This is a genomic window from Rhodoplanes tepidamans, from assembly GCF_030813915.1.
GTDB classification, from domain to species: Bacteria; Pseudomonadota; Alphaproteobacteria; order Rhizobiales; family Xanthobacteraceae; genus Rhodoplanes; species Rhodoplanes tepidamans.
On record NZ_JAUSUJ010000004.1, the window covers coordinates 89,004 to 108,923 of the forward strand.

The window sequence follows — 19,920 nt, forward strand, 5'->3', positions numbered from 1 at the left end:
ACTCCCGAAATGCAATGGCCGCGGGAGTGCCAGACCCGCAAGCCCCCGTCAACGCGGCCGATTCGCGCCATCCGCGGCGGCCCGGCCGGTACGCCGCGGCCGGTTCACCAGGACGAGCCCGGCGACCACCAGGGCGGCCGCCACGGCGAACGGCCAGTCTATAGCATCTCCGAGCACGACGTGCCCGGCCACGACCCCGAACAATGGGGTGAGGAACGTGAAGGCCGAAAGACGGCTGGCCGAGTAGTGCTTCACCAGCGCGAACCACAGCCCATAGGTGATTCCGACCACCCAGATGGTTTGATAGGCGAGCCACGAGACCGCCGCGGCACGCGGCACCCCGGGCAGGCTCTCGCCGAACCACAGGGCCGCCAGCCCCAAGATGGGGATCGAGCAGGCGAGCTGGTAGCCGAGCGTCTTCTCCGGCGCGGCATGGACCAGCCGGGTGCCTTTCACCACCAGGGTGGTGGAGGCCCAGAACACCGCCGAGACGAGCAGCAGGGCATCGCCCGCCAGCGTGCTCTCCAGGCTGCCCGGCGGCGCGCCGGCGCCGGCCGCCCCCGCCCCGGCGGGCGGCGCGGCGAGGAGCTGCGGCGCCCCGATCGCCACCACCACGCCGGCGAAGGCGGTCACCAGCCCGAACCACTGCAGCCGGCCGAGCCGCTCGCCGGGCAGCAGGAACGAGCCGCCGAGCGCCACGAACAGCGGCGCCGTGTAGAGGAAGATGGTGCCGCGGCTCGCCGTGGTCATCATCAGGCCGCGATAGATCATGATGAACTCGCACCCGAACAGGATACCGGCGACGAGTCCCGGCAGCAGGCTGCCGTCGCGCGAGAACAGCCGCACCCGGCGCGCCCATGCCCAGGCGAGCAGCATCAGCAGCGCGCCGGAGGAGCGGATCACCCCCTGCACCAGCGGCGGGATGTCGGGCACCGCCGCCTTGATGGCCACCTGGTTGAGGCCCCAGCTCAGGCTGAGGGCCACGATGGTGGCGGTCGCGAGCGCGTCGAGCGGGCGGGCGGGCTGCACGGCGGGGTCCTGCGGGGCGAGACGGGCGGGGGCGGGCCGGGGCACCGGCGCGGCGGGCCGCCGGCGCGGCAGCCGGGGCGGCGGTCAGCCGCGGGCGCAGTGGGCGCACACGCCCGTCACCTCGATCACCGAGATCTTCGGGGTGAAGCCCAGCGCCTTGGCCGAGGCCTTGATGGCGTCGGAGATGGCCGTGGAGGGGGCCTCGCCCACCGCGCCGCAGCGCTCGCAGATCAGGAAGGCGACCAGGGCGCCGGCCGCGTGGCTGTGCGAACAGGCCAGGAACGCGTTGCGGCTCTCGATCCGGTGCACCAGCCCCTGGGCGATCAGGAAGTCGAGGGCGCGGTAGACCGTGATCGGTGCCGGGCGCGGCCCCTCGGGCGCGACCAGCTCGAGAATCTCGTAGGCGCCGAGCGGCTTGTGGCTGCCGGCCAGGATCTCGAGCACCTGCCGCCGCATCGGGGTCAGGCGCTCGTGGCGCTCCTTGCACAGCGTCTCGGCATGCTTCAGCACCGACGCGCTGCAGCGGTCGTGGTCGTGGTCGGGCGACGGGAAGACCTCGGGCATGCCGTCTATTTATCGGCTCCGGCCGCGGTTTTCAAAGGTCGCGGGCGGGGTTGCGCGCGATTTCCGCGCCGGCCCGGCGGCCGGCCCGCGGGCGGCCGGCCGCCGACGCGGTCCGCCCCGGACGCCGCCGCGTCGCGGCCCCCGCCCCGGCGCTCCACCCCTCCCTTGCCAAGACGGGCCCGGCCCAGTATCAGGGAGCCGCGTCGCCGCAATAGCTCAGCTGGTAGAGCACATCATTCGTAATGATGGGGTCGGGGGTTCGAATCCCTCTTGCGGCACCAGCACTTAGCTTAAATCCGCATCCGTCCCGTGCATTCCCATGCTCTCGGCTGTCCACAGCGGGGTGCACCGACCTGCTTGCAACTTCGTCTCGATCGCCGTTGAGAACATATGGGGAACAGTGCGGTAGGATAGTCAATGCGCGGATAAGCTGTAGGGTAATACCCACTGGAAACGGTGGGGTGTGGAATGGCTGACGATCCGAACGGCCGTGTGAGCCGCCAACGGTTTCAAGTCTCGTACTTCGGCGACAATCCTAACGACCATGCGATGGACGTGGACGCCCTCGGTCCGGCGCTCGTGGCATTCGGAAAATTAGTGCGATCGGCAAACGGTGAAGTGAATGGAGAGCGGGCGGCAGTTCGCCTTCTGGTGACATCAGATTTCGAGAACAAATGCTTCAATATCAATTTCGAGATTATCCAGACAATCCTTAACCAGATCACGGACCTGTTTCAGAGCGGATCGATTGAGAAGGCGACGGACCTCCTGAAGAAGCTCGGCGTGGTCACGTCAGGCGTCGCTGCAGCTACGGGGACCGTGTTCGGATATCTGAAATGGAAAAACGGCCGGCAGGTCGAGACGGCACAGGAGACGAAAGACCCGCCCGGGTCGATCATCGTGAAGGTCGAAGGTGACGGGAACACCATAAACGTGAGCCCGACCGTGTACCGCTTGGCTCAGAGTGACGCTGTCTTGGACGCGATAGAAGGTGTTCTCGCTCCAATAGTGACCCAGAAAAGCGTGGCATCGATCGCGTTCAGCGGACCAGACAAGAGAAGCGAGCGATACGGTCGAGAGGACGTGGCGGCCATCGTCGCGTCCTGCTCGGATCGGAAACAGACTCCGGTAACGACTGACGACCCGGAACCGCGAACAGTAACCGCGGTGCTGTACGCGTATGGACCGGTATTCGACGTGAAGGCCCCCAACTGGCGATTCAAATACAAGAAGAAGCCAATATACGTCGACATCAGACAAACGAGCATCGCTCGCGATGCGGTGAAACGCGGCGGATCATCGGTAGACGACCGATACAAGGTGCGTTTGCAGATCACGGACCCGGAAACGGACGAGGAGGCACGTCGACCTGATCACGGTCGATCACCGAATCTCCCCTCACTCCTTTCGATCCCGCGACAGCGCTTAGCCTTTCCCAGCCGATCACGGGTCGGGCTCGACGATGCTGACCTTCAGATCATTCAGCACCGCCGCCAGCCCCGGCGCTGCAATCAGCTTCATCGTCCGGACCGCCTGCAGCTTCGTGATGGCGCGATCGAAGATTGCCAAGCTGGTGTGCCCGTTGAGCCGTGACGGATAGATGATGCCATCCGGCTTCTCCGCGTGCTCGTGGAAGGCCACGGACCAAGCCCGGGCGAGTGCCTGGCCGGAGGCCTTCGCGACGTCGGTCGGAACGCCCATGACGATGGCGCCGTCATCGCGCAGGTCGACCATTCTAAGCGGGACGGCGACCTCGATCTCCGCATAGTGGCGGTCATGCAGTTCCCCCTCCTCCATCGGGAGATCGCCGATCGCGCCATCGCGTTGGTCGCGGAGGACCGCCTCCAGGAAGCAGACCTTCACAGTCTCCCCGAGATAGAGCACGCCGAAACGGTTGGCGGCGACGCGCCGCCTCGGATCGCTGAACCGGCTCGGCGTCTTGCCGAAGCCGAGGGGGTCCGGATAGCGACCGAGATAGATGCGGCCGAACCGCCGGCCGGGCGGCACCTCATGAATGTGGAGGACTGCACCCGCAAAGCCCTTGGGCGGGAGAACCTTCGCCATTCAGCGGAAATCTCTCCCAACGCTCTCGGCGGCCTCAAGCGCAGCCTTGACCTTCCCACGCTCCAGAGCCTCGCGCCCGGTCAGCCCGTCGAGTTCACCATGCGGCTGCACCAGGAAGCGATAGACCGCCCAAGGCCCGCCCAGGCGCTCATGCAGCACCGCAAGCTCGGCATAGGGCTTCCCTTCGGCATCGAGTTGCCAGACCGGAAAACGAAAGCCGCGCTTCGCCCCGTCGAGGCCCAGGATCTGGCCGCTCTGGCGCTTCGTGTTCACCGTCACGCGGCTCGTGCCGAGCATGTTGGCGAACGCATCGGCGCTCAGCATGTCGTCGCCCCCCAGGATCTCGGCGGCACGCAGCCGGCCGCGCTCGCGCGCCGCCGCCAGCGCCGCCTGCAGTTGGGGGTCCGGCGCCACAGCTTCTTCTACCCTCGGCTCAGGCGCGGCAACCGCCTCCTCGAAGGGCGTCACGACGGCCTTGCCATCAGGATCGACATCGACGCGGAAGCTGACCCGCCGGCCGGCTGTGCGACTCTTGGCGATCGCATCTCCGTAGCCCTGCAAGAGCACCTTCATTCGCTTGGGGCTGCTGGTGAGCACCTTGGACGCGATGTTCGGCATCTTCAGCTTGAAGCCGGCCGCCCCCTTCGGCAGGGTCTGGTCCAGGCCGGTGACAAACGCCATCGTGGTGAAGGCCGATTTCCCAGCCGCCCGGACCCGCCGGCCCGCGCCGCGGCGAAGGACCGTCTTCGATTTTGAAGCTGCCATGACCCAACCTCCGCTGGAGCATATATGGCAAAATCGATAAGTTCGTCAAGTTCGTAAAGGTGATTTCCCCGCTGGTCCGGACCCGTCGTTCAATCGCTGGCGGGACCGGGTCAGAGCGCGGCAACCCGTGAATCAAAGACACTGACGCCGGTCAGCATTTCCTAGACTAACGTCGCGGACCATCTCCTGCCCGATCGCGCGCGGAGTCCGTCATCGCGGACCCCGACCACGTCCGCTCCTCACGCCAGAGTGACCACCGACGCGATCCGCTGGCGCAGCCGCGACCAAGACCGTCATCGCCGCCTCCGCCGCGCCTCGAACCCGCGGCCGGGCCGGGGCGAAACAGCGGGAGCTCGCGCGGTTGCGGATCGATGCGATCCTGCTTCGGTCGTCCAAATCGCATCTCGCCCTCGCGGTCATGCCCCGTTACCATCGCGGCCGGCGACCCCCGTCCGACCACGCCTCCGGAGCCAGACATGCCTGCCGACCCGAGCCGTCCCCCCGGGACGACGTCCCCGTCCTATGTCGATTGCATCCTGCTGCAGGCCCGCTTCGACGGGCGGCGCCCGGCGATCGGGACCGAGAGCGGCGTGCTCACCTACGGCCAGCTCGCCGAGGCGATCGCCGCGGCGACGACGCGCTGCGCCGCGGCCGGCCTCGCGCCCGGCACCCTGGTCGGGCTCACGGTCGCCGATCCGGTCTGGCAGGTCGTGCTGATCTGCGCGCTGCACCGGCTCGGCGTGATCAGCACCAGCCTGATGCCGGCCGAGGCCGGACTGCCGCTCGGGATGTCCGCCCTGCTGTACGACCGCGACCGCCCGGCGGGCTTCACCGGCACCGCCCTGCAGGTCGATCCCGGCTGGTTCGCGGCGCAGCCCGGCCGGCCGCCGGCGACGCCGGTGCGGTTCGGGCCGCGCGACGTCTGCCGGGTGGCGCTGTCCTCCGGCACGACCGGCGAGCCGAAGCCGATCGCCATGAGCGAGGCGGTGCTGTGGGACCGCATCACCACCTATCTGTGGCGCGGCAGCATGGCCGCCGTGCAGCGGGTCTTCTGCGGCCCGCAGATGCGCTCGCATTTCGGCTTCATGATCGCCTTCACGGCGCTCGCCACCGGCAAGATGGTCTGCTTCGCGCAGACCGCCGCGACGGCCGTGCCGGTGATCGCCTTCGCGGGCGCCGAGCTCGCCATCGTCTCGGTGCAGCAGCTCGGCGAGCTCGCCGAGACGCAGGAACGCAGCCTCGGCGGTCTCGCCACGCTGCGCGAGATCCAGGCCGGCGGCTCGCACATCTCGGAGGCGCTGGTGCGGCGGCTGCGCGCCGTGCTGCCGGTGCCGATCGTCAACACCTACGCCTCGACCGAGGCCGGCGTCGTGGCGCTCGCCAGCGTCGAGCAGCTGGCGGAACGGCGCGACGAGGGCGCGGTCGGCTTCCTGGTGCCGTGGGCGACGGTCGAGGCCTGCGACGAGGCCGGGCGGCCGCTGCCGGCCGGCGAGACCGGCAGCCTGCGCATCCGCGCGCTCGGCCTCGCGGCGCCGTGGCGGCCGGGCAGCACCACGATGGAGCCGATGGACGCGTTCTCGCCCGGCGACCACGGCCGCGTGCTGGAGACCGGCATGCTGGTGGTCGGCGGGCGCACCAACGACGTGATCAATTTCGGCGGCGTCAAGCTGGCGGCGGAGCTGCTCGACCGCCAGGTGACGCGCTGCAAGGGCGTGCGCGACGCCGGCGTGATCGCGGTCGAGGGCCGCAGCGGGCTGCCCGAGATCGTCGTCGCGGTGGTCGCCGGCGGCCATGTCGACGAGGCCGAGATCGGTGCGCGCTGCGCCGAGGTGGCGCCGTTCGCCAGGCCCGTCGCGGTCCACCGGGTGGAGGCGATCCCGCGCAACGCCATGGGCAAGATCGTCCGTTCGGAGCTGCGCCGCACGCTGGCGGCCGGCACCGGGCCGGCGTGATCCTCGCGGGCCGGCGCGATGCGCCGGCCCGCGACCTCCGCGATCTCACCGCAGGGCGGCGACCACCGGCTGCCAGCGGCCGATCTCGGCCACCACGAAGTCGTGGAAGCCGGCCCGGCCCGCGACCCCCAGCGGGGCGATGCCCTGCGCGTCGAGGGCGGCCTGCACGGCCGCCGCGGCCCGCGCCTGGTCGAGCGCGCGCTCCAGCACGGCCATCCGCTCGGCCGGAATGCCGGCCGCCGCGAACAGCCCGACCCACACCCGCACGTCGAAGCCCGGCAGGCCGGACTCGGCGAGCGTCGGCACCTCGGGCAGCGCCGCCACGCGCTCCGGCGCGGTGACGCCGAGCGCCACCAGGCGGCCGCTGCGCACCAGCTCGAGCACCGAGGTGAGCGGCGCGAACCACGCCATCACGTGGCCGCCGATCAGGTTCTGGGTCGCCTCGTTGTTGTTGGTGAAGGCGACCGGCAGCAACGCGGTGCCGGCCTTCTGATCGAAGACGACGCCGGCGAGGTGCGACGAGGAGCCCCGTCCGAGGGTCGCATAGGTGACGGCGTCGGGCCGCGACAGGGCGAGCTCCCGGAACGCCGCGACGCTGCGCACCCCGAGCGACGGCGGCACCACCAGCAGGTTCGGAGTGGCGCCGATCGGCGCCAGCGCGACGATGTCGGTGCCGAACCTGACGCCGAAGTCGGGGAACAGCCAGTGGTTCACTGCGAAGGGCAGCGCGCCGATCATCAGCGTGTGGCCGTCGGCGGGCGCGCGCGCCACCGCCTGGGTCGCGATGTTGCCGGAGGCGCCGGGCCGGTTCTCGACGAACACCGAGGTGCCGAGCAGGCCGGAGAGCTGGTCGGCCAGGATGCGGGCGACGATGTCGGTCGGGCCGCCCTGGCCGAAGCCGACCACGATCCGGATCGGCCGGTCGGGCCATGCGGCGGGCTGGGATCGCGGGGCTCGGGACGAATCGGTCTGTGCCGAAGCCGGGACGGAACCGCCGAGCGCGGCGACGGACCCGACGCCCGCCGACACGAGAAAGCCGCGACGCGAAAGGAACATCGAAACTCCATGCAAGCTGTTGGGGGTCGAGGCACCAGCCCGGCACGCGAGACGCCCGCAGGACTACGCCATCCGTGTTGGTCGTTCCAGGCGGAAGTTCCGTTCATCGGGACACGCGTCGCACCGGCCCGTTCGTTTCGCATCACGAAACAGCGGCACGACGGCCCCCGATGCGGGCGCAGTCGTGCTTCAATCGTCGGCGGCGAGCGACCCGCACCCAACAGGGCGCCGCCGGCGGAGGATCCGTGGCCATCACCTACGACGCGATCAGGCGCGCGACCGCCGATCTCTACGCCTGGTCGCTGCGCACCGTGCCGGACGACGCGGTGGCGGCGCTGCGCGCCGCGCTCGACACCGAGACGGCCGAGCAGGCCCGCAAGGTGCTGCGCTTCATGCTGACCGCGGCCGAGCGGGCGAAGAGCGACGACACGTATCTCTGCACGGACGCCGGCGTGCCGAGCTACGACGTGAAGATCGGCACGGCGGCGCGCATCGACGGCGACATCAGGCAGGCCATCGTCGACGGCTTCGCCGACCTGTGCGCGACGGCCGAGCCGCCGATCCTGAAATTCGTCACCAATCCGCTCACCAACCAGCGCAGCTTCGCCGGCAAGGACATGCCGCTGGTCACCTGGGACGTGGCGAGCGGCGCCGACCATGTCGAGATGACCTGCTCGCCGAAGGCGCTCGGCACCGGACGCTGGGCGTCGATCGAGACCTTCGTGTCGCCCTCGCTCGAGACGATCGAGCGCCACGTGATGGAGTGCGTGCTGAAGGCCGGCTCGCAGCCCTGCCCGCCCGTGGTGGTCGGCGTCGGCATCGGCGGCACCTTCGACATCGCCGCCAAGCTCGCCTCCAAGGCCACGCTGCGGCGGCTCGGCACCATCAATCCGGAGCCGATCCTGGCCGACATGGAGCGGCGCCTCTTCGAGGCGATCAACGCCACCGGCTTCGGCCCGATGGGCACGGGCGGCGACACCACGGCGCTCGGCGTCCACATCGACTATGCGAGCGGCCACGGCTACACGCCGGTGGCGGTCTGCTTCAACTGCTGGATCAACCGCCGCACCCGCGCCCGCATCCACGATTCGGGCGAGATCGAGCGTTGCGAGTGACGACCATGACCGTGACGCCAGCCGTCCAGGACGACCTCCCGCGCCTTTCCGTGCCGCTGTCGCGCGGCGACGCGAGAAACCTCGCGCTCGGCGACGTGGTGCGGCTCGACGGCGAGGCGATCGTGACGATCGGCATGCCGACCCACCAGCGCATCATGGCGCATGTCGCCGAGGAGAAGCCGCTGCCGTTCGATCTCGGCGGCGCGGCGTTCTTCCACCTGTCGGTGTGCAGCCGCGAGACGCCGGCCGGCGGCGCCGAGCCGCTCTACGTCAATCCGACCACCTCGACGCGCTTCAATCCGTATCTGCCGACCCTGATCCGCCGCTTCGCGCTGTCCGCCACGGCCGGCAAGGGCGGGCTCGACATGGACTGCGCCCGCGCCATGCAGGAGGTCGGCTGCGTCTACTTTTCCATGATGGGCGGCGCCTCGCCGCTGCTGTCCGAGGGCGTCGCCGCGATCGTCGAGACCGCGTGGGACGACCTGATCATGCAGTTCCGGCTCACCCGCGTGCGGCTCGCCGGCTTCGGCCCGCTCACCGTGGCGATCGACGCGCACGGCCGCAGCCTCTACGACGACCTCGCCCGCAACGCCCGGGCGAAGCTGCCGGACATCCTCGCGAAGCTGAACGCCGGGCGGGCAGCGGCACGATAAGATCGACGATACAGCCTCTCGATCGTCGTCGTCCGCGCAGGCGAGGGCTTTGCGGAATTGCACCGTCGTCCCGGGGCGGCGCGCCAGCGCCGAGTCCGGGACCTATACGCCCTGTCTGTCGTGAGTCACCAGCACCGGGCGCATGGATCCCGGGCTCACGGACCTGCGGTCCGCACCCCGGGATGACGGATTATGCAAAGCCCTCGCGCAGGCGAACGACCCGGTATCCACCGAACTCCGTCGTTACGGTCGTGAGACTGCGGCGCACCTGGTGCTCCGCCCTCGCTCGCCTCCGCGGCGCACGACGGAGGCGAGGCTTCGGAGTTCGAGCTGGAGATCGTCCCGCTGAGCTCGAGCCACTCTCCGCTCATTCCCGCGCAAGCGGGAATCCAGGGGCCACACCCAGGGGCCACACGCCGAATCGGCCCTGCGTCCCCGCCTTCGCGGGGACGAGCGGAAGGCGGGGCGAATTCATCGCGATCGAAACCGCTCCAGCGCCTGTGGGCTCGTCCCGGCCATCCGCGGTGCGTCGCTGCAGCGCCGGAGAGACGCGAAGGCCCGCGGCGCGCGCGGGCCTGACGGGCCGAGGGGCATGGGAGCAGGCCCATTGACATGCAGAAGGCACGCCGGCCGCGACGTCTCGGCCGACGTGCCGTCTCGCCGCCGCCCGGCGGGGGTCGGCTCGGAACCCACCGGGCGACGACGATCCCGGGAGACGGGATCGATCCGGACGGCCGGATCAGAACTGGATGCCGGCGCCCTTGATGACCGGGCCCCACTTGGCGACCTCGGAGGCGATGTAGGCCTTCAGCTCCTCGGGCGTGCCGCCGTTCGGCTCCATCGACATGGAGGCGAGCACCTCCTTGGCCTTGTCGGTCTTCAGCCAGGCGTTGACCACGCGGTTGGTCTTCTCGATCACCTCGGACGGCGTGCCGGCCGGCGCCATCAGGGCGTACCAGGCGGAGGCCTCGAAGTTCGCCACCCCGGTCTCGGTCACGGTCGGCACGTCGGGCAGCGAGGCGCTGCGCTTGGCGCCCGTGGTGGCGAGCGCCTTGATGGTGCCGCTCTGCACGAGCGGCACGTAGCTCGACATGAAGTCCATGGCGACGTCGATCTGGCCGCCGAGCAGATCCGTGATGATCGGCGAGGTGCCGCGGTACGGCACGTTGGTGAACTGCACCTTGGCGCTCGCCTGCAGCAGCTCCGACGTGATGTGGCCGAGCGTGCCCTGCCCCGGAATGCCGGCATTGACCTTGCCGGGCGCCGCCCTGGCGGCCGCGACCAGGTCGGCCAGCGTCTTGAACGGCGCGTCCTTCTTGGCGGTGACGATCAGGGGCGAGTTGGCGATCAGCACGATCGGCACGAGGTCGCGATCGGGATCGTAGGGCATCGACTTGTACATCAGCCGGTTCTGCGCCACCGGGCCGGGGGTCGAGAACAGCAGCGTGTAGCCGTCGGGCTGCGCCTTGGCGACCGCGGCGCCGCCGATATTGCCGCCGGCGCCGGCACGGTTGTCGGCGATGAACTGCTTGCCCAGCCCGTCGCTCAGCGCCGCCGCCACGGCGCGCGCCAGGATGTCGGTGTTGCCGCCGGCCGGGAACGGGACGATGAGCGTGACGGGCCGGTTCGGCCAGCCCTGCGCCGCGGCCGGGCCCGAGGCGAGCAGAGCCGGAGCGGCGAGCGCGCACAGGGCCGCCCCCACGGCGAGCCGACGAGATACACGGTGGTCCATGATGCGTTCTCCGGGGGGTGACTGCGGCGCGGTACGCGGTTGTCGATCTCCGCGCTTGGCGATGGAAGCTAAGCCCAGACGCCGCGGCGGGCGACCGCTTTCTCGGACCGTTTCGCATCGTGAAACGAGGGCGATTTGTGCCCGATGCCGGCGGCATTTCTCGTAGTCTCCGGACCACACGATGCGTCGCGCCGGCGCCAGGAGCGAAGTCCGCGCGACGCGCCGCCCGAGCCAGAAGAGGAAGAGCGATGTCCGCCGCCACCCCGATCTCCGACACCCTGGTCGACGACCTGATGAAGGGCGCCGTGGATCTGCACGTCCACAGCGGGCCGTCCGTGATGGCGCGGCTGGTCGACCACATGGAGGCGCTGGAACAGGCGAGCGCCGCCGGCATGCGGGCCGTGCTGTTCAAGGATCACTACTACCCGACGGCGCCGATCGCCGAGATGATCCGCGCCAAGACCAAAGGCGGCGCCGAGCCGCTCGGCGGCATCGTGCTCAACAACGCGCTCGGCGGGTTCAACGTCTACGCGGTCGAGCACGCGCTCAAGCTCGGCACCCGCATCGTGTGGATGCCGACCGTCTCGGCGGCGAACCACATCCGCGAGGGGCACAACAAGAAGCTGCTGGTCGCCAAGTCCGAGATGCGGCGGCCGACCGCCCTCTCCGCCGTCGACGAGCACGGCGAGCTCAAGGAGGAGGTGAAGCCGATCCTCGATCTCGTCGCCCAGTACGACGCGGTGCTGTCCTGCGGCCATCTCCACATCAGCGAGGCGTGGGTGCTGTTCGAGGAGGCGAAGCGCCGCGGCTGCAAGCGGCTGCTCGTCAACCACCCGCCCTACACGGTCGGCGCGGCGCCGAAGGACGTGAAGCGCCTCCTCGACCTCGGCGTGATGATCGAGCACTCGGCCTGCCTCTACATCGACTGCCGCTTCAAGGTCTACACGCCGGAGCAGCTGAAGGAATGGATCGACACCGCCGGCGTCGACAACACCTTCTTCGGTTCCGATCTCGGCCAGGCCAACTGCCCGTCGCCCGTCGAGGGGATGAAGCAGATCGTCCGCACCTGCCTCACGCTCGGCTACACGCCGGACGAGGTGCGCCGGATGGTCTCCTCCAACGCCATGCGGCTCGCCGGCATCGGCGACAACGCCCCGGCCGCGGCGGCGTGACGGAGCGCGATCCGATGACCATCCCGCCCGCCCCGGACGGCAGCTTCCGGGCCCGGCTCGCCGCCGGGCAGCATCTGGTCGGCACCTTCGTGAAGACGCCGACCATGCACGCCACCGAGATCCTCGGCGCGCTCGGCTTCGACTTCGTCGTCATCGACGAGGAGCACGCGCCGTTCGACCGCGCCGCCATCGACGTGGCGCTGCTCGCCGCGAAGGCGGCCGGCCTCGCCGGCCTCGTGCGGGTGGCGAGCAGCGCGCCGTCGTCGCTCCTCTCGGTGCTCGACATGGGCGCGACCGGCATGCTGGTGCCGCACGTGTCGAGCGCCGCCATGGCCCGCGAGGTCGCCGCGGCCTGCCGCTACCGCGGCGGCCGCCGCGGCTATTCGGGCTCGCCGCGCTCGGCCGGCTATGGCGCCGGCAAGATGTGGTCGACCATCGACGCCTGCGACGCGGCCGTCACGGTGATCGCCCAGATCGAGGATCCGGAGGCGCTCGACGAGATCGACGCCATCGCGGCGGTCGAGGGCATCGACGCGCTGTTCATCGGCCGCGGCGACCTCACCTGCGCGATGGGAGCGGCCAAGAACGACGCGCCGGAGGTGCGCGACGCGGTCGACCGGATCGCGGCCGCGGCCAAGGCGGCCGGCAAGCCCGTCGCCGTCTTCGTCGGCGGCCTTCCCGAAGCGACATGGCTGAAGGAGCGGGGCGCCTCGGCCTTCGTCGTCTCCTCCGACCAGGGCTTTCTCCGCAACGCCGCCGCCAAGGCACTCGCCGAGATCGGCGGGCTCGGCAAGCCGGCGGCCTGAGCGCCGCCGCATCGACACGGAACAGACTCATGATCCCGAGACCCGCCAGCTACGCCGACCACTCCGTGGCTCCCCCCGACATCGAGGAGCCGGGTGCGAGAACCTGGATCACCCGCGGCGCCAATCTGGTGATCGCCATCTCGGACGTGACCAGGGGCACGGTCCTGTCGCGCGACGCGCAGCCCGACGAATCCATGGTGTTCCTGGCGTCCGGCAGCGCGACCATCGCGGCCGGCGGCGAGCGGATCGACGCGGCCGCCGAGACGCTGACCATCGTGCCGCCCGGCGCGAGCCGCATCACCGCGACGAGCGACGCCCGCATCGTCCGGGTGTTCTCGAACCAGGCGGCCGATCTCGCGCGGCAGGCCAGCAACGCCGCGACGTATTCCGACGGCGCGCCCGAATGCGCCCCGATCGTGCCGTGGCCGACGCCGCCGGACGGCTTCAAGCTCCGGCAGTACACCCCGCTCGCGGTCGAGAAGCCCGAGACCAACATGCGGATCTTCCGCTCCACCAATCTGATGCTCAACGTGATGACGCGGCGCGACGGGCCGCGCGACCCCAGGAAGCTGAGCCCGCATTCGCACGACGACTTCGAGCAGTGCTCGGTGGTGCTGGAGGGCGACTACATGCATCACCTGCGCTGGCCGTGGACGCCCGACCAGACGACCTGGCGCGACGACGAGCACGTCACCATCGGGGCGCCCTCCGTCACCGTGATCCCGGCCAAGGTGGTCCACACCAGCAACAATGTCGGCCCCAAGCGCTCCTGGCTGCTCGACGTCTTCGCCCCACCCCGCATGGACTTCTCGAAGAAGCCCGGCATGGTGATCAACGCCGCCGACTATCCCGTGCCGGCGGAAGGCTGACCGGTCTCGACCGGGATCGCCCCGCACTCCGCCCGGTCCCGCGCAAGCGGGACTCCAGGATCGGCGCGCCGGGGCGCCCCGGGTCCCCGCCGTCGCGGGGACGAGCGGAGGTCGTGACCGACGCACCGCCCCGGAAGACCGCTCCAACGAGAAGGCCGACCCCATGAAGCGGATCGAGGTTCTGCAGGCCGGCGGGCCGGAGCAGATGGTGCTGGCCGAGGCGCCGGAACCGGCGCTCCGGCCCGGCGAGGTGCTGGTCCGGGTCGCCGCCGCCGGCGTCAACCGGCCCGACGTGCAGCAGCGCCGCGGCCTCTATCCGCCGCCCCCCGAGGCGTCGCCGATCCTCGGCCTCGACGTCGCGGGCGTCGTCGCGCGCACCGCCGACGACGTGACCTGGCCGCCGCCCGGCACGCCGGTCTGCGCCCTCGTCAACGGCGGCGGCTACGCCGAGTCCTGCGCCGTGCCCGCCGTGCAGTGCATGCCGATCCCGAATGGTTTCGGGTTCGTCGAGGCGGCCTCGCTGCCCGAGGTGTTCTTCACCGCCTGGAACAACGTGATCATGCTCGGCCGGCTGGCCGAGGGCGAGTCGCTCCTCGTCCAGGGCGGCACCAGCGGCGTCGGCCTCGCCGCGATCCAGATCGCGACGCAGCTGCGCGGCTCCACCGTGTACGCGACCGCCGGCTCGGCCGAGAAGTGCCGGGTCTGCCTGGACTACGGCGCCGCCGCCGCGATCGACTACAGGACCGAGGACTTCTGCGCCCGCCTGCGCGAGCTGACGCAGGGCCGCGGCGTCGACGTGGTGCTGGACGGCCAGGCCGGTCCCTACACCGACAAGGAGCTCGGCCTGCTCGCCCCGGACGGGCGCGTCGTGCTGATCGCCAGCCACCTGGGCGCCATGGCCGAGGTGAACGTGCGCGACATCGTGCGCCGGCGCCTGACCCTGACCGGCTCGACCCTGCGGCCGCGGCCGCCCGCCTACAAGGGCCGCATCGCCCGCGCGCTGGTCGAGGAGGTGTGGCCGCTGCTCGCCGACGGCCGCATCCGCACCCGCATCCACGCGACGGTCCCGCTCGCGGAGGTCGCCGCGGCGCACGGCATGCTCGAGGCCGGCGAGCAGATCGGCAAGGTGGTGCTGATCGTCGATCCGGCCCTTGTCACGGCGGGCCCGGGATAGTCTAGTCGGGCCGCGCCCATGCGGCTCCGGACCAGGACGCCGCGGACGCGTGCGACAAGGCCCGCCATGCCGTCCTTTCCTCCGGTGCAGTCGGTGCAGCGCGCCTTCGCGTTGCTCGCCGAGCTCAACAAGCAGCGCGTCGCGACGGTCGCCGACCTGCACGCGCGCACCGGCCTGCCCAAGCCGACCATCGTGCGGCTGCTGGAGACCCTGATCGCCGAGGGCTACGTGGCGAGCGACAAGCGGCTCGGCGGCTATCAGGTCACGTCCCAGGTGACGACGCTGGCGAGCGGCTTCCACGGCGCCCCGATGGTGATCGAGGCGGCCCGGCCGTGGGCCATCGACCTCACCCGCCGGCTGAAATGGCCCGTGTCGGTGGCCCTGCTGGTGAAGGACGCGGTCGCGGTGCGGTTCTCCACCATCCCGGACAGCCCGGTGTCGCCGTTCCACGCCACCATCAACATGCGGCTGAGCCTGATCTCGCGCGGGCTCGGGCGCGCCTATCTGGCCTGGTGCCCGCGCGAGGAGCGCGAGCTCCTGGTGCGGATGCTGGAGACCTCGACGGATCCGGAGGACCACCCGCCCGACCTGCAGGCCGTGGTCCGCCAGCTGGTGCGCACCGTGCGGGCGCGCGGCTATGCCGAGCGGGATCCCGCGACCGAGCCGACCTCGTCGTCGACCGTGGCGATCCCGATCATGGCCGACGGCCGCGTGCTGGCGACCTTCGGGCTCACCTATTTCCGCTCGGCGGTGCCGCGCGCCAAGCTCGCCGAGCAGGTCGTCCGCCCCCTCAAGGACGCCGGCGCCCGCATCGAGGAGGCCATCGCGGCGATGAAGACGCGGTGAGGCCGCGGGCCGCGCGAAGCGCGGACCCGGGTGCCGGGCACCTCGGGATCACGAGTCGGGGTGCAGAGCCGTCGGTATCAGACGCCCGGAGCGATCGCGGGCGCCCGTAGGACATCGGCACGGGCCCGCATCGCAGGCGCCATGGCCCGCAGCTGGGCCAGCGCGGCGCGGAGCTCGTCCACGTCGGCGCCGGGGGGCGTGTTCCAGATCATCGCCTCGACGAGGTCGATCCAGCGCAGGGTCCAGCGCTCGACATGCTCGACCGCCTCGGTCGACGGCGTCTGCTCGGCGCACAGGACGGCCATCTCGGCCAGCGCGCCACGCAGCATTTCGGCGATCTTCTTGTGCTCGAAATACCGACCTTCCATGCAGGTCCTCCCGGTTCACCGGTAACCGAATCTTCCCAGAGGTGTCGGCGTTCCGCCAGTCCGTGCAATCCCCGACCGGCTCAAGCAGGGCGCGACGAATTCGACCGCGGATGCGCCGGCCACCGGCCCTGCTCGCGATCGGTTGCGGTCGCGGCGGACGGAGCCGCACCCGCCGCCCGGCCGGAGACGATCAGAGTTCGGAGAGGCGCGGGCCGGCATGGCCCGGGCGGTCGGCGAAGGGGAGGCCGTCGGTCGCATGGACGCGGGCGGAGGCCGCCCGCAGCTCGACCAGGGCGGCCCGCAGCTCACGGGCCCTGCCGGCGGCCCGATGGCTGCGCAGGAGGTCCTCGACCAGCTCGATCCAGCGCAGCGTCCAGCGCTCGATCTGGGCGAGACCGCGGGCCGTCGCCACATTGTCGGCCGGCACCTGCGCGAGCTCGGCCAGCGCCCGCTGCAGAGTCGCAGCGAGGGCGAGCAGTTCGTCCTCCTGATTTGCCATCGGCATCTCCCCGAAACCGTCCCGATGTTCGGTCGAAGTATCGGGGCGAGCTAGCTTTTCCGAGAGCGGGGCAACGCACATTCTCGTGAAGAGAATGATACCACAGCATCACGGTAGGGGGCTCGGTGAGGCTGCACCTTTGTCGGGTGCTCGAACCCGCGATTTCGCCTTCGCGCGGCGGGTCGCCCTTCGGGCACAGGCCCTGGACGCGCCTCTCGCTCGCGGTTCACCGGGGCGAATCCCCACGCCGGGCCCGCAGGACTGATTCGCAGGGCATTCACGGCCCCGGCGCCTGCGGTGGGCCGGGTCGCGGGGAGGGCACGAAAGCATGTCGGGGCGCCCGTTGCCGGACGCCCCGAGCCGCCTGCCGTCCCAGCGGACGGCGCGTCAGGTCCAGTCGCGCACGTCGACGAAATGCCCCTCGATCGCCGCCGCCGCGGCCATGATGGGCGACACCAGATGGGTGCGGCCCTTGTAGCCCTGGCGGCCCTCGAAGTTGCGGTTCGAGGTGGAGGCGCAGCGCTCGCCGGGGGCGAGCTTGTCGGGGTTCATGGCGAGGCACATCGAGCAGCCCGGCTCGCGCCACTCGAAGCCCGCGGCCTTGAAGATCTCGTGCAGCCCCTCGGCCTCGGCCTGCTCCTTCACGAGGCCCGAGCCCGGCACCACCATGGCCTTGACGGTCGGGGCGACGCTGCGCCCCTTCACCAGGGCCGCGACGGCGCGGAGATCCTCGATGCGCGAGTTGGTGCAGGAGCCGATGAAGACCCGGTCGAGCGCGATGTCGGTGACCTTCTCGCCGCCCTGCAGGCCCATGTAGCGCAGCGCCTGCTCGGCCGCGGCGCGCTTCTTCTCGTCGGCGATGTCGGCCGGCACCGGAACCCGGCCGGTGATCGCGATCACCTGCTCGGGGCTGGTGCCCCAGGTGACCAGCGGCGGCAGGTTGGCGGCGTCGAGCTTCACCACGGCGTCGAAATGCGCGCCCTCGTCGGAGCGCAGCGTGTCCCAGTAGCGCAGCGCCTGCTCCCAGGCGGCGCCCTTCGGGGCCTTCGGGCGGTCCTTCAGATAGGCGTAGGTCTTCTCGTCGGGGGCCACCATGCCGGCCCGGGCGCCGCCCTCGATGGACATGTTGCAGATCGTCATCCGGCCTTCCATCGAGATGGCGCGGATCGCCTCGCCGGCGTACTCGATCGCGTAGCCGGTGCCGCCGGCCGTGCCGATCTCGCCGATCACGGCCAGGATGATGTCCTTCGCGGTCACGCCGGGCGGCAGGGTGTTGTCCACCTGCACCAGCATGTTCTTCGACTTCTTCTGGATCAGCGTCTGGGTGGCGAGCACGTGCTCGACCTCCGAGGTGCCGATGCCGTAGGCGAGCGCCCCGAAGGCGCCGTGCGTGGCCGTGTGGCTGTCACCGCACACGATGGTGGTGCCGGGCAGCGTGAATCCCTGCTCCGGGCCGATGACGTGGACGATGCCCTGCCGCTTGTCGAACTCGTTGTAGTACTCGAGCCCGAAATGGCCGGCATTGTCGGCGAGCGCGGCGATCTGGGCGGCGCTCTCCGGATCCTCGTTCGGCTTGGAGCGGTCGGTGGTCGGGACGTTGTGGTCGACGACGCACAGCGTCTTCTCCGGCGCCCGCACCTTGCGGCCGGTCATCCGCAGCCCCTCGAAGGCCTGCGGGCTCGTCACCTCGTGCACGAGATGGCGGTCGATGTAGATCAGGCAGGTGCCGTCGGGCTGCTCGTCGACGACGTGGTCGTCCCAGATCTTGTCGTAGAGGGTGCGCGGCTTCATCGGTTCGGTCTCGGGTTCGGTCTCGCGATGTCGGGAATTCGGTGAACGACGGATCGGCGGGCGCGCGGGCCGGACGGCCGCGCTCAGACGGAAAGCCCGGCCAGAACCGCCGCCGTCAGCCGGCCGAAGAAGCGCCAGGGCAGCCGGGCATGGTCGTCGAGCACGACGCGCGCGTGCGGCGCCGGCCGCAGGGCCCGCCCGTCCGCTCCGGAATCTGCGCGAAATGACGACATGCGTGGTCTGTAGCAAATCCAAACTGGCCCCACAACGAATGTCGGGGGCGCAGCAGGACGGCGCAAGGGCCGGGGCTGGCCCTGAACCCTCTCCCCTCGCGGGAGCTTTGCAGAGTTCGTCATTCCGGGACGGCGCGGAGCGTCGGACCCGGAATCCAGCCCAGAATGCCGAGTTCGGAGCTGGATTCCGGGTTCGCGCCTTCGGCGCGCCCCGGAATGACGGATTATGCAAAGCCCCCGTCGCGCGAGAGCGAAGGATGCCGTGCGCTCACGCGGTCGAAACAGATCGGGTGAGGACGCCTCACTCCGTGACTTCGACCTCGAGGCGGGCGCCTTCGGCGGCGAGGCGGCGGGCCAGCACCCTGCCCTCCTCGACCGTGGTCACCGGGATCTGGCCGACGCCGCCGGCGACCGTCTCGCGGACCACCGGGCGCAGCATGGTCTTGCCGTCGACCCGGATGTCGATGCGGCGGCCGACATGGGCGGCCGTGAAGCGCGCGAACACCTCGCGGCCCGCCGTGGTGAGGATGAAGTTGACCACCGCCTGGCCGCTGCGCTGGTCGGTGCCGGAGACGGCCTGCGACACCTCGAGCCACACCGGCTCGGCGAGCGCCGGCGGCGCGGCCGCGAGCACGATGGCCGCGGCGACGCCGATCCGCCCCGATGATCGGGCCACGGAGTTTCGATGCAGCGGCCGGCGCCGACGCAAAAGGCCGGACGGGCCGGCCTTCGGTGTCGTCGGCGGTGCCATGCGGCCTTATTCGGCGGCAGCCCCGGCGGCCGCGCTCTCGCGCTCGCCCGGCCGGTCCTGGCGCTCGGTGATGCGGGCCGCCTTGCCGCGCCGCGAGCGCAGGTAGTACAGCTTCGCGCGCCGCACCTTGCCGCGCCGCACCACCTTGATCGAGTCGATCAGCGGCGAATACAGCGGGAAGACGCGCTCGACGCCCTCGCCGTAGGAGATCTTGCGGACCGTGAAGCTCTGGTTCAGGCCGGCGCCGGAGCGGCCGATGCAGACGCCCTCGTAGGCCTGCACGCGGGTGCGGTCGCCCTCGACCACCTTGACGTTGACCGTCACGGTGTCGCCCGGGCCGAAATCCGGAATGTCCTTGCCGGCGGACAGCTTGGCGATCTGCTCTTTGTCGAGCTCTTGAATGATGTTCATGGAAGGTCTCCAGCGCTGCGTCTGGCGCAAGCGCGCCGGTCTGTCAGTCGGTATGCTTCGGGTTGCGCGT

At 70.7% G+C, this 19,920-nt stretch carries 20 protein-coding genes, 1 tRNA gene and 1 pseudogene; 10 read left to right on the plus strand and 12 right to left on the minus strand.

The window, feature by feature from the left end; translation table 11 throughout:
• Window positions 1-48: 48 nt before the first annotated feature.
• Both J2S22_RS06435 and J2S22_RS06440 read right to left on the minus strand, forming a co-directional pair.
• Window positions 49-1,029, minus strand: a complete 981-nt coding sequence (locus tag J2S22_RS06435) for a DMT family transporter (protein WP_272778307.1) — start codon at window positions 1,027-1,029, stop codon at window positions 49-51.
• Between the two features lie 84 nt (window positions 1,030-1,113).
• Window positions 1,114-1,593 (minus strand): transcriptional repressor, encoded by a 480-nt coding sequence (locus tag J2S22_RS06440; RefSeq protein ID WP_272778306.1) that lies wholly within the window; start codon window positions 1,591-1,593, stop codon window positions 1,114-1,116.
• A gap of 205 nt (window positions 1,594-1,798) precedes the next feature.
• Here J2S22_RS06440 and J2S22_RS06445 point away from each other — a divergent pair.
• Together J2S22_RS06445 and J2S22_RS30975 are read left to right on the plus strand one after the other, a co-directional pair.
• Window positions 1,799-1,874, plus strand: a tRNA-Thr gene (locus J2S22_RS06445).
• 187 nt (window positions 1,875-2,061) lie between these two features.
• Window positions 2,062-2,934, plus strand: a pseudogene (locus J2S22_RS30975) (LAPAL motif-containing putative phage structural protein); the annotation flags it as partial.
• Between the two features lie 102 nt (window positions 2,935-3,036).
• On the opposite strand, the gene J2S22_RS06450 reads toward J2S22_RS30975, so the two are convergent.
• Together J2S22_RS06450 and J2S22_RS06455 are read right to left on the minus strand one after the other, a co-directional pair.
• Entirely contained in the window at window positions 3,037-3,657 is a 621-nt protein-coding gene (locus J2S22_RS06450; protein ID WP_272778305.1) for an RES family NAD+ phosphorylase, read from the minus strand.
• The gene (locus tag J2S22_RS06455; protein ID WP_272778372.1) at window positions 3,658-4,275 is read right to left on the minus strand and encodes an XRE family transcriptional regulator; all 618 of its coding nucleotides are present in this window, start codon (window positions 4,273-4,275) and stop codon (window positions 3,658-3,660) included.
• Between the two features lie 623 nt (window positions 4,276-4,898).
• Between J2S22_RS06455 and J2S22_RS06460 the strand changes: the two genes are divergently transcribed.
• On the plus strand, window positions 4,899-6,374 hold the full coding sequence (locus J2S22_RS06460) for an AMP-binding protein (protein WP_272778304.1): 1,476 nt from the start codon (window positions 4,899-4,901) through the stop codon (window positions 6,372-6,374).
• 45 nt (window positions 6,375-6,419) lie between these two features.
• Here the strand turns inward: J2S22_RS06460 and J2S22_RS06465 are convergent, their stop codons facing one another.
• Entirely contained in the window at window positions 6,420-7,280 is an 861-nt protein-coding gene (locus tag J2S22_RS06465) for a Bug family tripartite tricarboxylate transporter substrate binding protein (RefSeq protein ID WP_272780532.1), read from the minus strand.
• Between the two features lie 395 nt (window positions 7,281-7,675).
• Here J2S22_RS06465 and J2S22_RS06470 point away from each other — a divergent pair, with 395 nt between their 5' ends.
• Window positions 7,676-8,545, plus strand: coding sequence for a fumarate hydratase (locus J2S22_RS06470; protein ID WP_272780533.1), 870 nt, complete (start codon window positions 7,676-7,678; stop codon window positions 8,543-8,545).
• Between the two features lie 5 nt (window positions 8,546-8,550).
• Window positions 8,551-9,198 carry a fumarate hydratase C-terminal domain-containing protein gene (locus J2S22_RS06475; protein ID WP_272780534.1) on the plus strand — a complete coding sequence of 216 codons (648 nt, stop codon included), beginning with the start codon at window positions 8,551-8,553 and terminating at the stop codon, window positions 9,196-9,198.
• Window positions 9,199-9,937: 739 nt separating this feature from the next.
• On the opposite strand, the gene J2S22_RS06480 is transcribed toward J2S22_RS06475, so the two are convergent.
• On the minus strand, window positions 9,938-10,930 hold the full coding sequence (locus tag J2S22_RS06480) for a Bug family tripartite tricarboxylate transporter substrate binding protein (protein ID WP_272780535.1): 993 nt from the start codon (window positions 10,928-10,930) through the stop codon (window positions 9,938-9,940).
• A gap of 248 nt (window positions 10,931-11,178) precedes the next feature.
• On the opposite strand from J2S22_RS06480, the gene J2S22_RS06485 reads away from it, so the two are divergent.
• The 5 genes from J2S22_RS06485 to J2S22_RS06505 all read left to right on the plus strand — a co-directional run bounded on the left by J2S22_RS06485 (window position 11,179) and on the right by J2S22_RS06505 (window position 15,797).
• Window positions 11,179-12,102, plus strand: coding sequence for a DUF6282 family protein (locus J2S22_RS06485; protein ID WP_272780536.1), 924 nt, complete (start codon window positions 11,179-11,181; stop codon window positions 12,100-12,102).
• A gap of 14 nt (window positions 12,103-12,116) precedes the next feature.
• The gene (locus tag J2S22_RS06490) at window positions 12,117-12,908 is read left to right on the plus strand and encodes an HpcH/HpaI aldolase family protein (RefSeq protein WP_272780537.1); all 792 of its coding nucleotides are present in this window, start codon (window positions 12,117-12,119) and stop codon (window positions 12,906-12,908) included.
• Window positions 12,909-12,937: 29 nt separating this feature from the next.
• Window positions 12,938-13,777, plus strand: coding sequence for a cupin domain-containing protein (locus J2S22_RS06495; RefSeq protein WP_272780538.1), 840 nt, complete (start codon window positions 12,938-12,940; stop codon window positions 13,775-13,777).
• A gap of 163 nt (window positions 13,778-13,940) precedes the next feature.
• Complete coding sequence (locus J2S22_RS06500) at window positions 13,941-14,951, plus strand: NAD(P)H-quinone oxidoreductase (RefSeq protein WP_272780539.1); 1,011 nt, start codon at window positions 13,941-13,943, stop codon at window positions 14,949-14,951.
• A 66-nt stretch (window positions 14,952-15,017) separates the two neighbouring features.
• Window positions 15,018-15,797, plus strand: coding sequence for a DNA-binding transcriptional regulator (locus J2S22_RS06505; RefSeq protein WP_272780540.1), 780 nt, complete (start codon window positions 15,018-15,020; stop codon window positions 15,795-15,797).
• Window positions 15,798-15,874: 77 nt separating this feature from the next.
• Here J2S22_RS06505 and J2S22_RS06510 read toward each other — a convergent pair whose 3' ends face one another.
• From J2S22_RS06510 to rplS, 6 genes are all read right to left on the minus strand, one after another.
• Complete coding sequence (locus J2S22_RS06510; protein WP_272780541.1) at window positions 15,875-16,165, minus strand: hypothetical protein; 291 nt, start codon at window positions 16,163-16,165, stop codon at window positions 15,875-15,877.
• Between the two features lie 190 nt (window positions 16,166-16,355).
• Window positions 16,356-16,664, minus strand: coding sequence for a LysR family transcriptional regulator (locus J2S22_RS06515; RefSeq protein ID WP_272780542.1), 309 nt, complete (start codon window positions 16,662-16,664; stop codon window positions 16,356-16,358).
• 387 nt (window positions 16,665-17,051) lie between these two features.
• On the minus strand, window positions 17,052-18,455 hold the full coding sequence (gene leuC, locus J2S22_RS06520; RefSeq protein WP_272780543.1) for a 3-isopropylmalate dehydratase large subunit: 1,404 nt from the start codon (window positions 18,453-18,455) through the stop codon (window positions 17,052-17,054).
• Between the two features lie 83 nt (window positions 18,456-18,538).
• On the minus strand, window positions 18,539-18,688 hold the full coding sequence (locus tag J2S22_RS06525; protein WP_272780544.1) for a hypothetical protein: 150 nt from the start codon (window positions 18,686-18,688) through the stop codon (window positions 18,539-18,541).
• Between the two features lie 301 nt (window positions 18,689-18,989).
• Window positions 18,990-19,364 carry a SecDF P1 head subdomain-containing protein gene (locus J2S22_RS06530; protein ID WP_272780545.1) on the minus strand — a complete coding sequence of 125 codons (375 nt, stop codon included), beginning with the start codon at window positions 19,362-19,364 and terminating at the stop codon, window positions 18,990-18,992.
• An 81-nt stretch (window positions 19,365-19,445) separates the two neighbouring features.
• Entirely contained in the window at window positions 19,446-19,850 is a 405-nt protein-coding gene (gene rplS, locus J2S22_RS06535) for a 50S ribosomal protein L19 (RefSeq protein ID WP_272780546.1), read from the minus strand.
• Window positions 19,851-19,920: the final 70 nt, after the last annotated feature.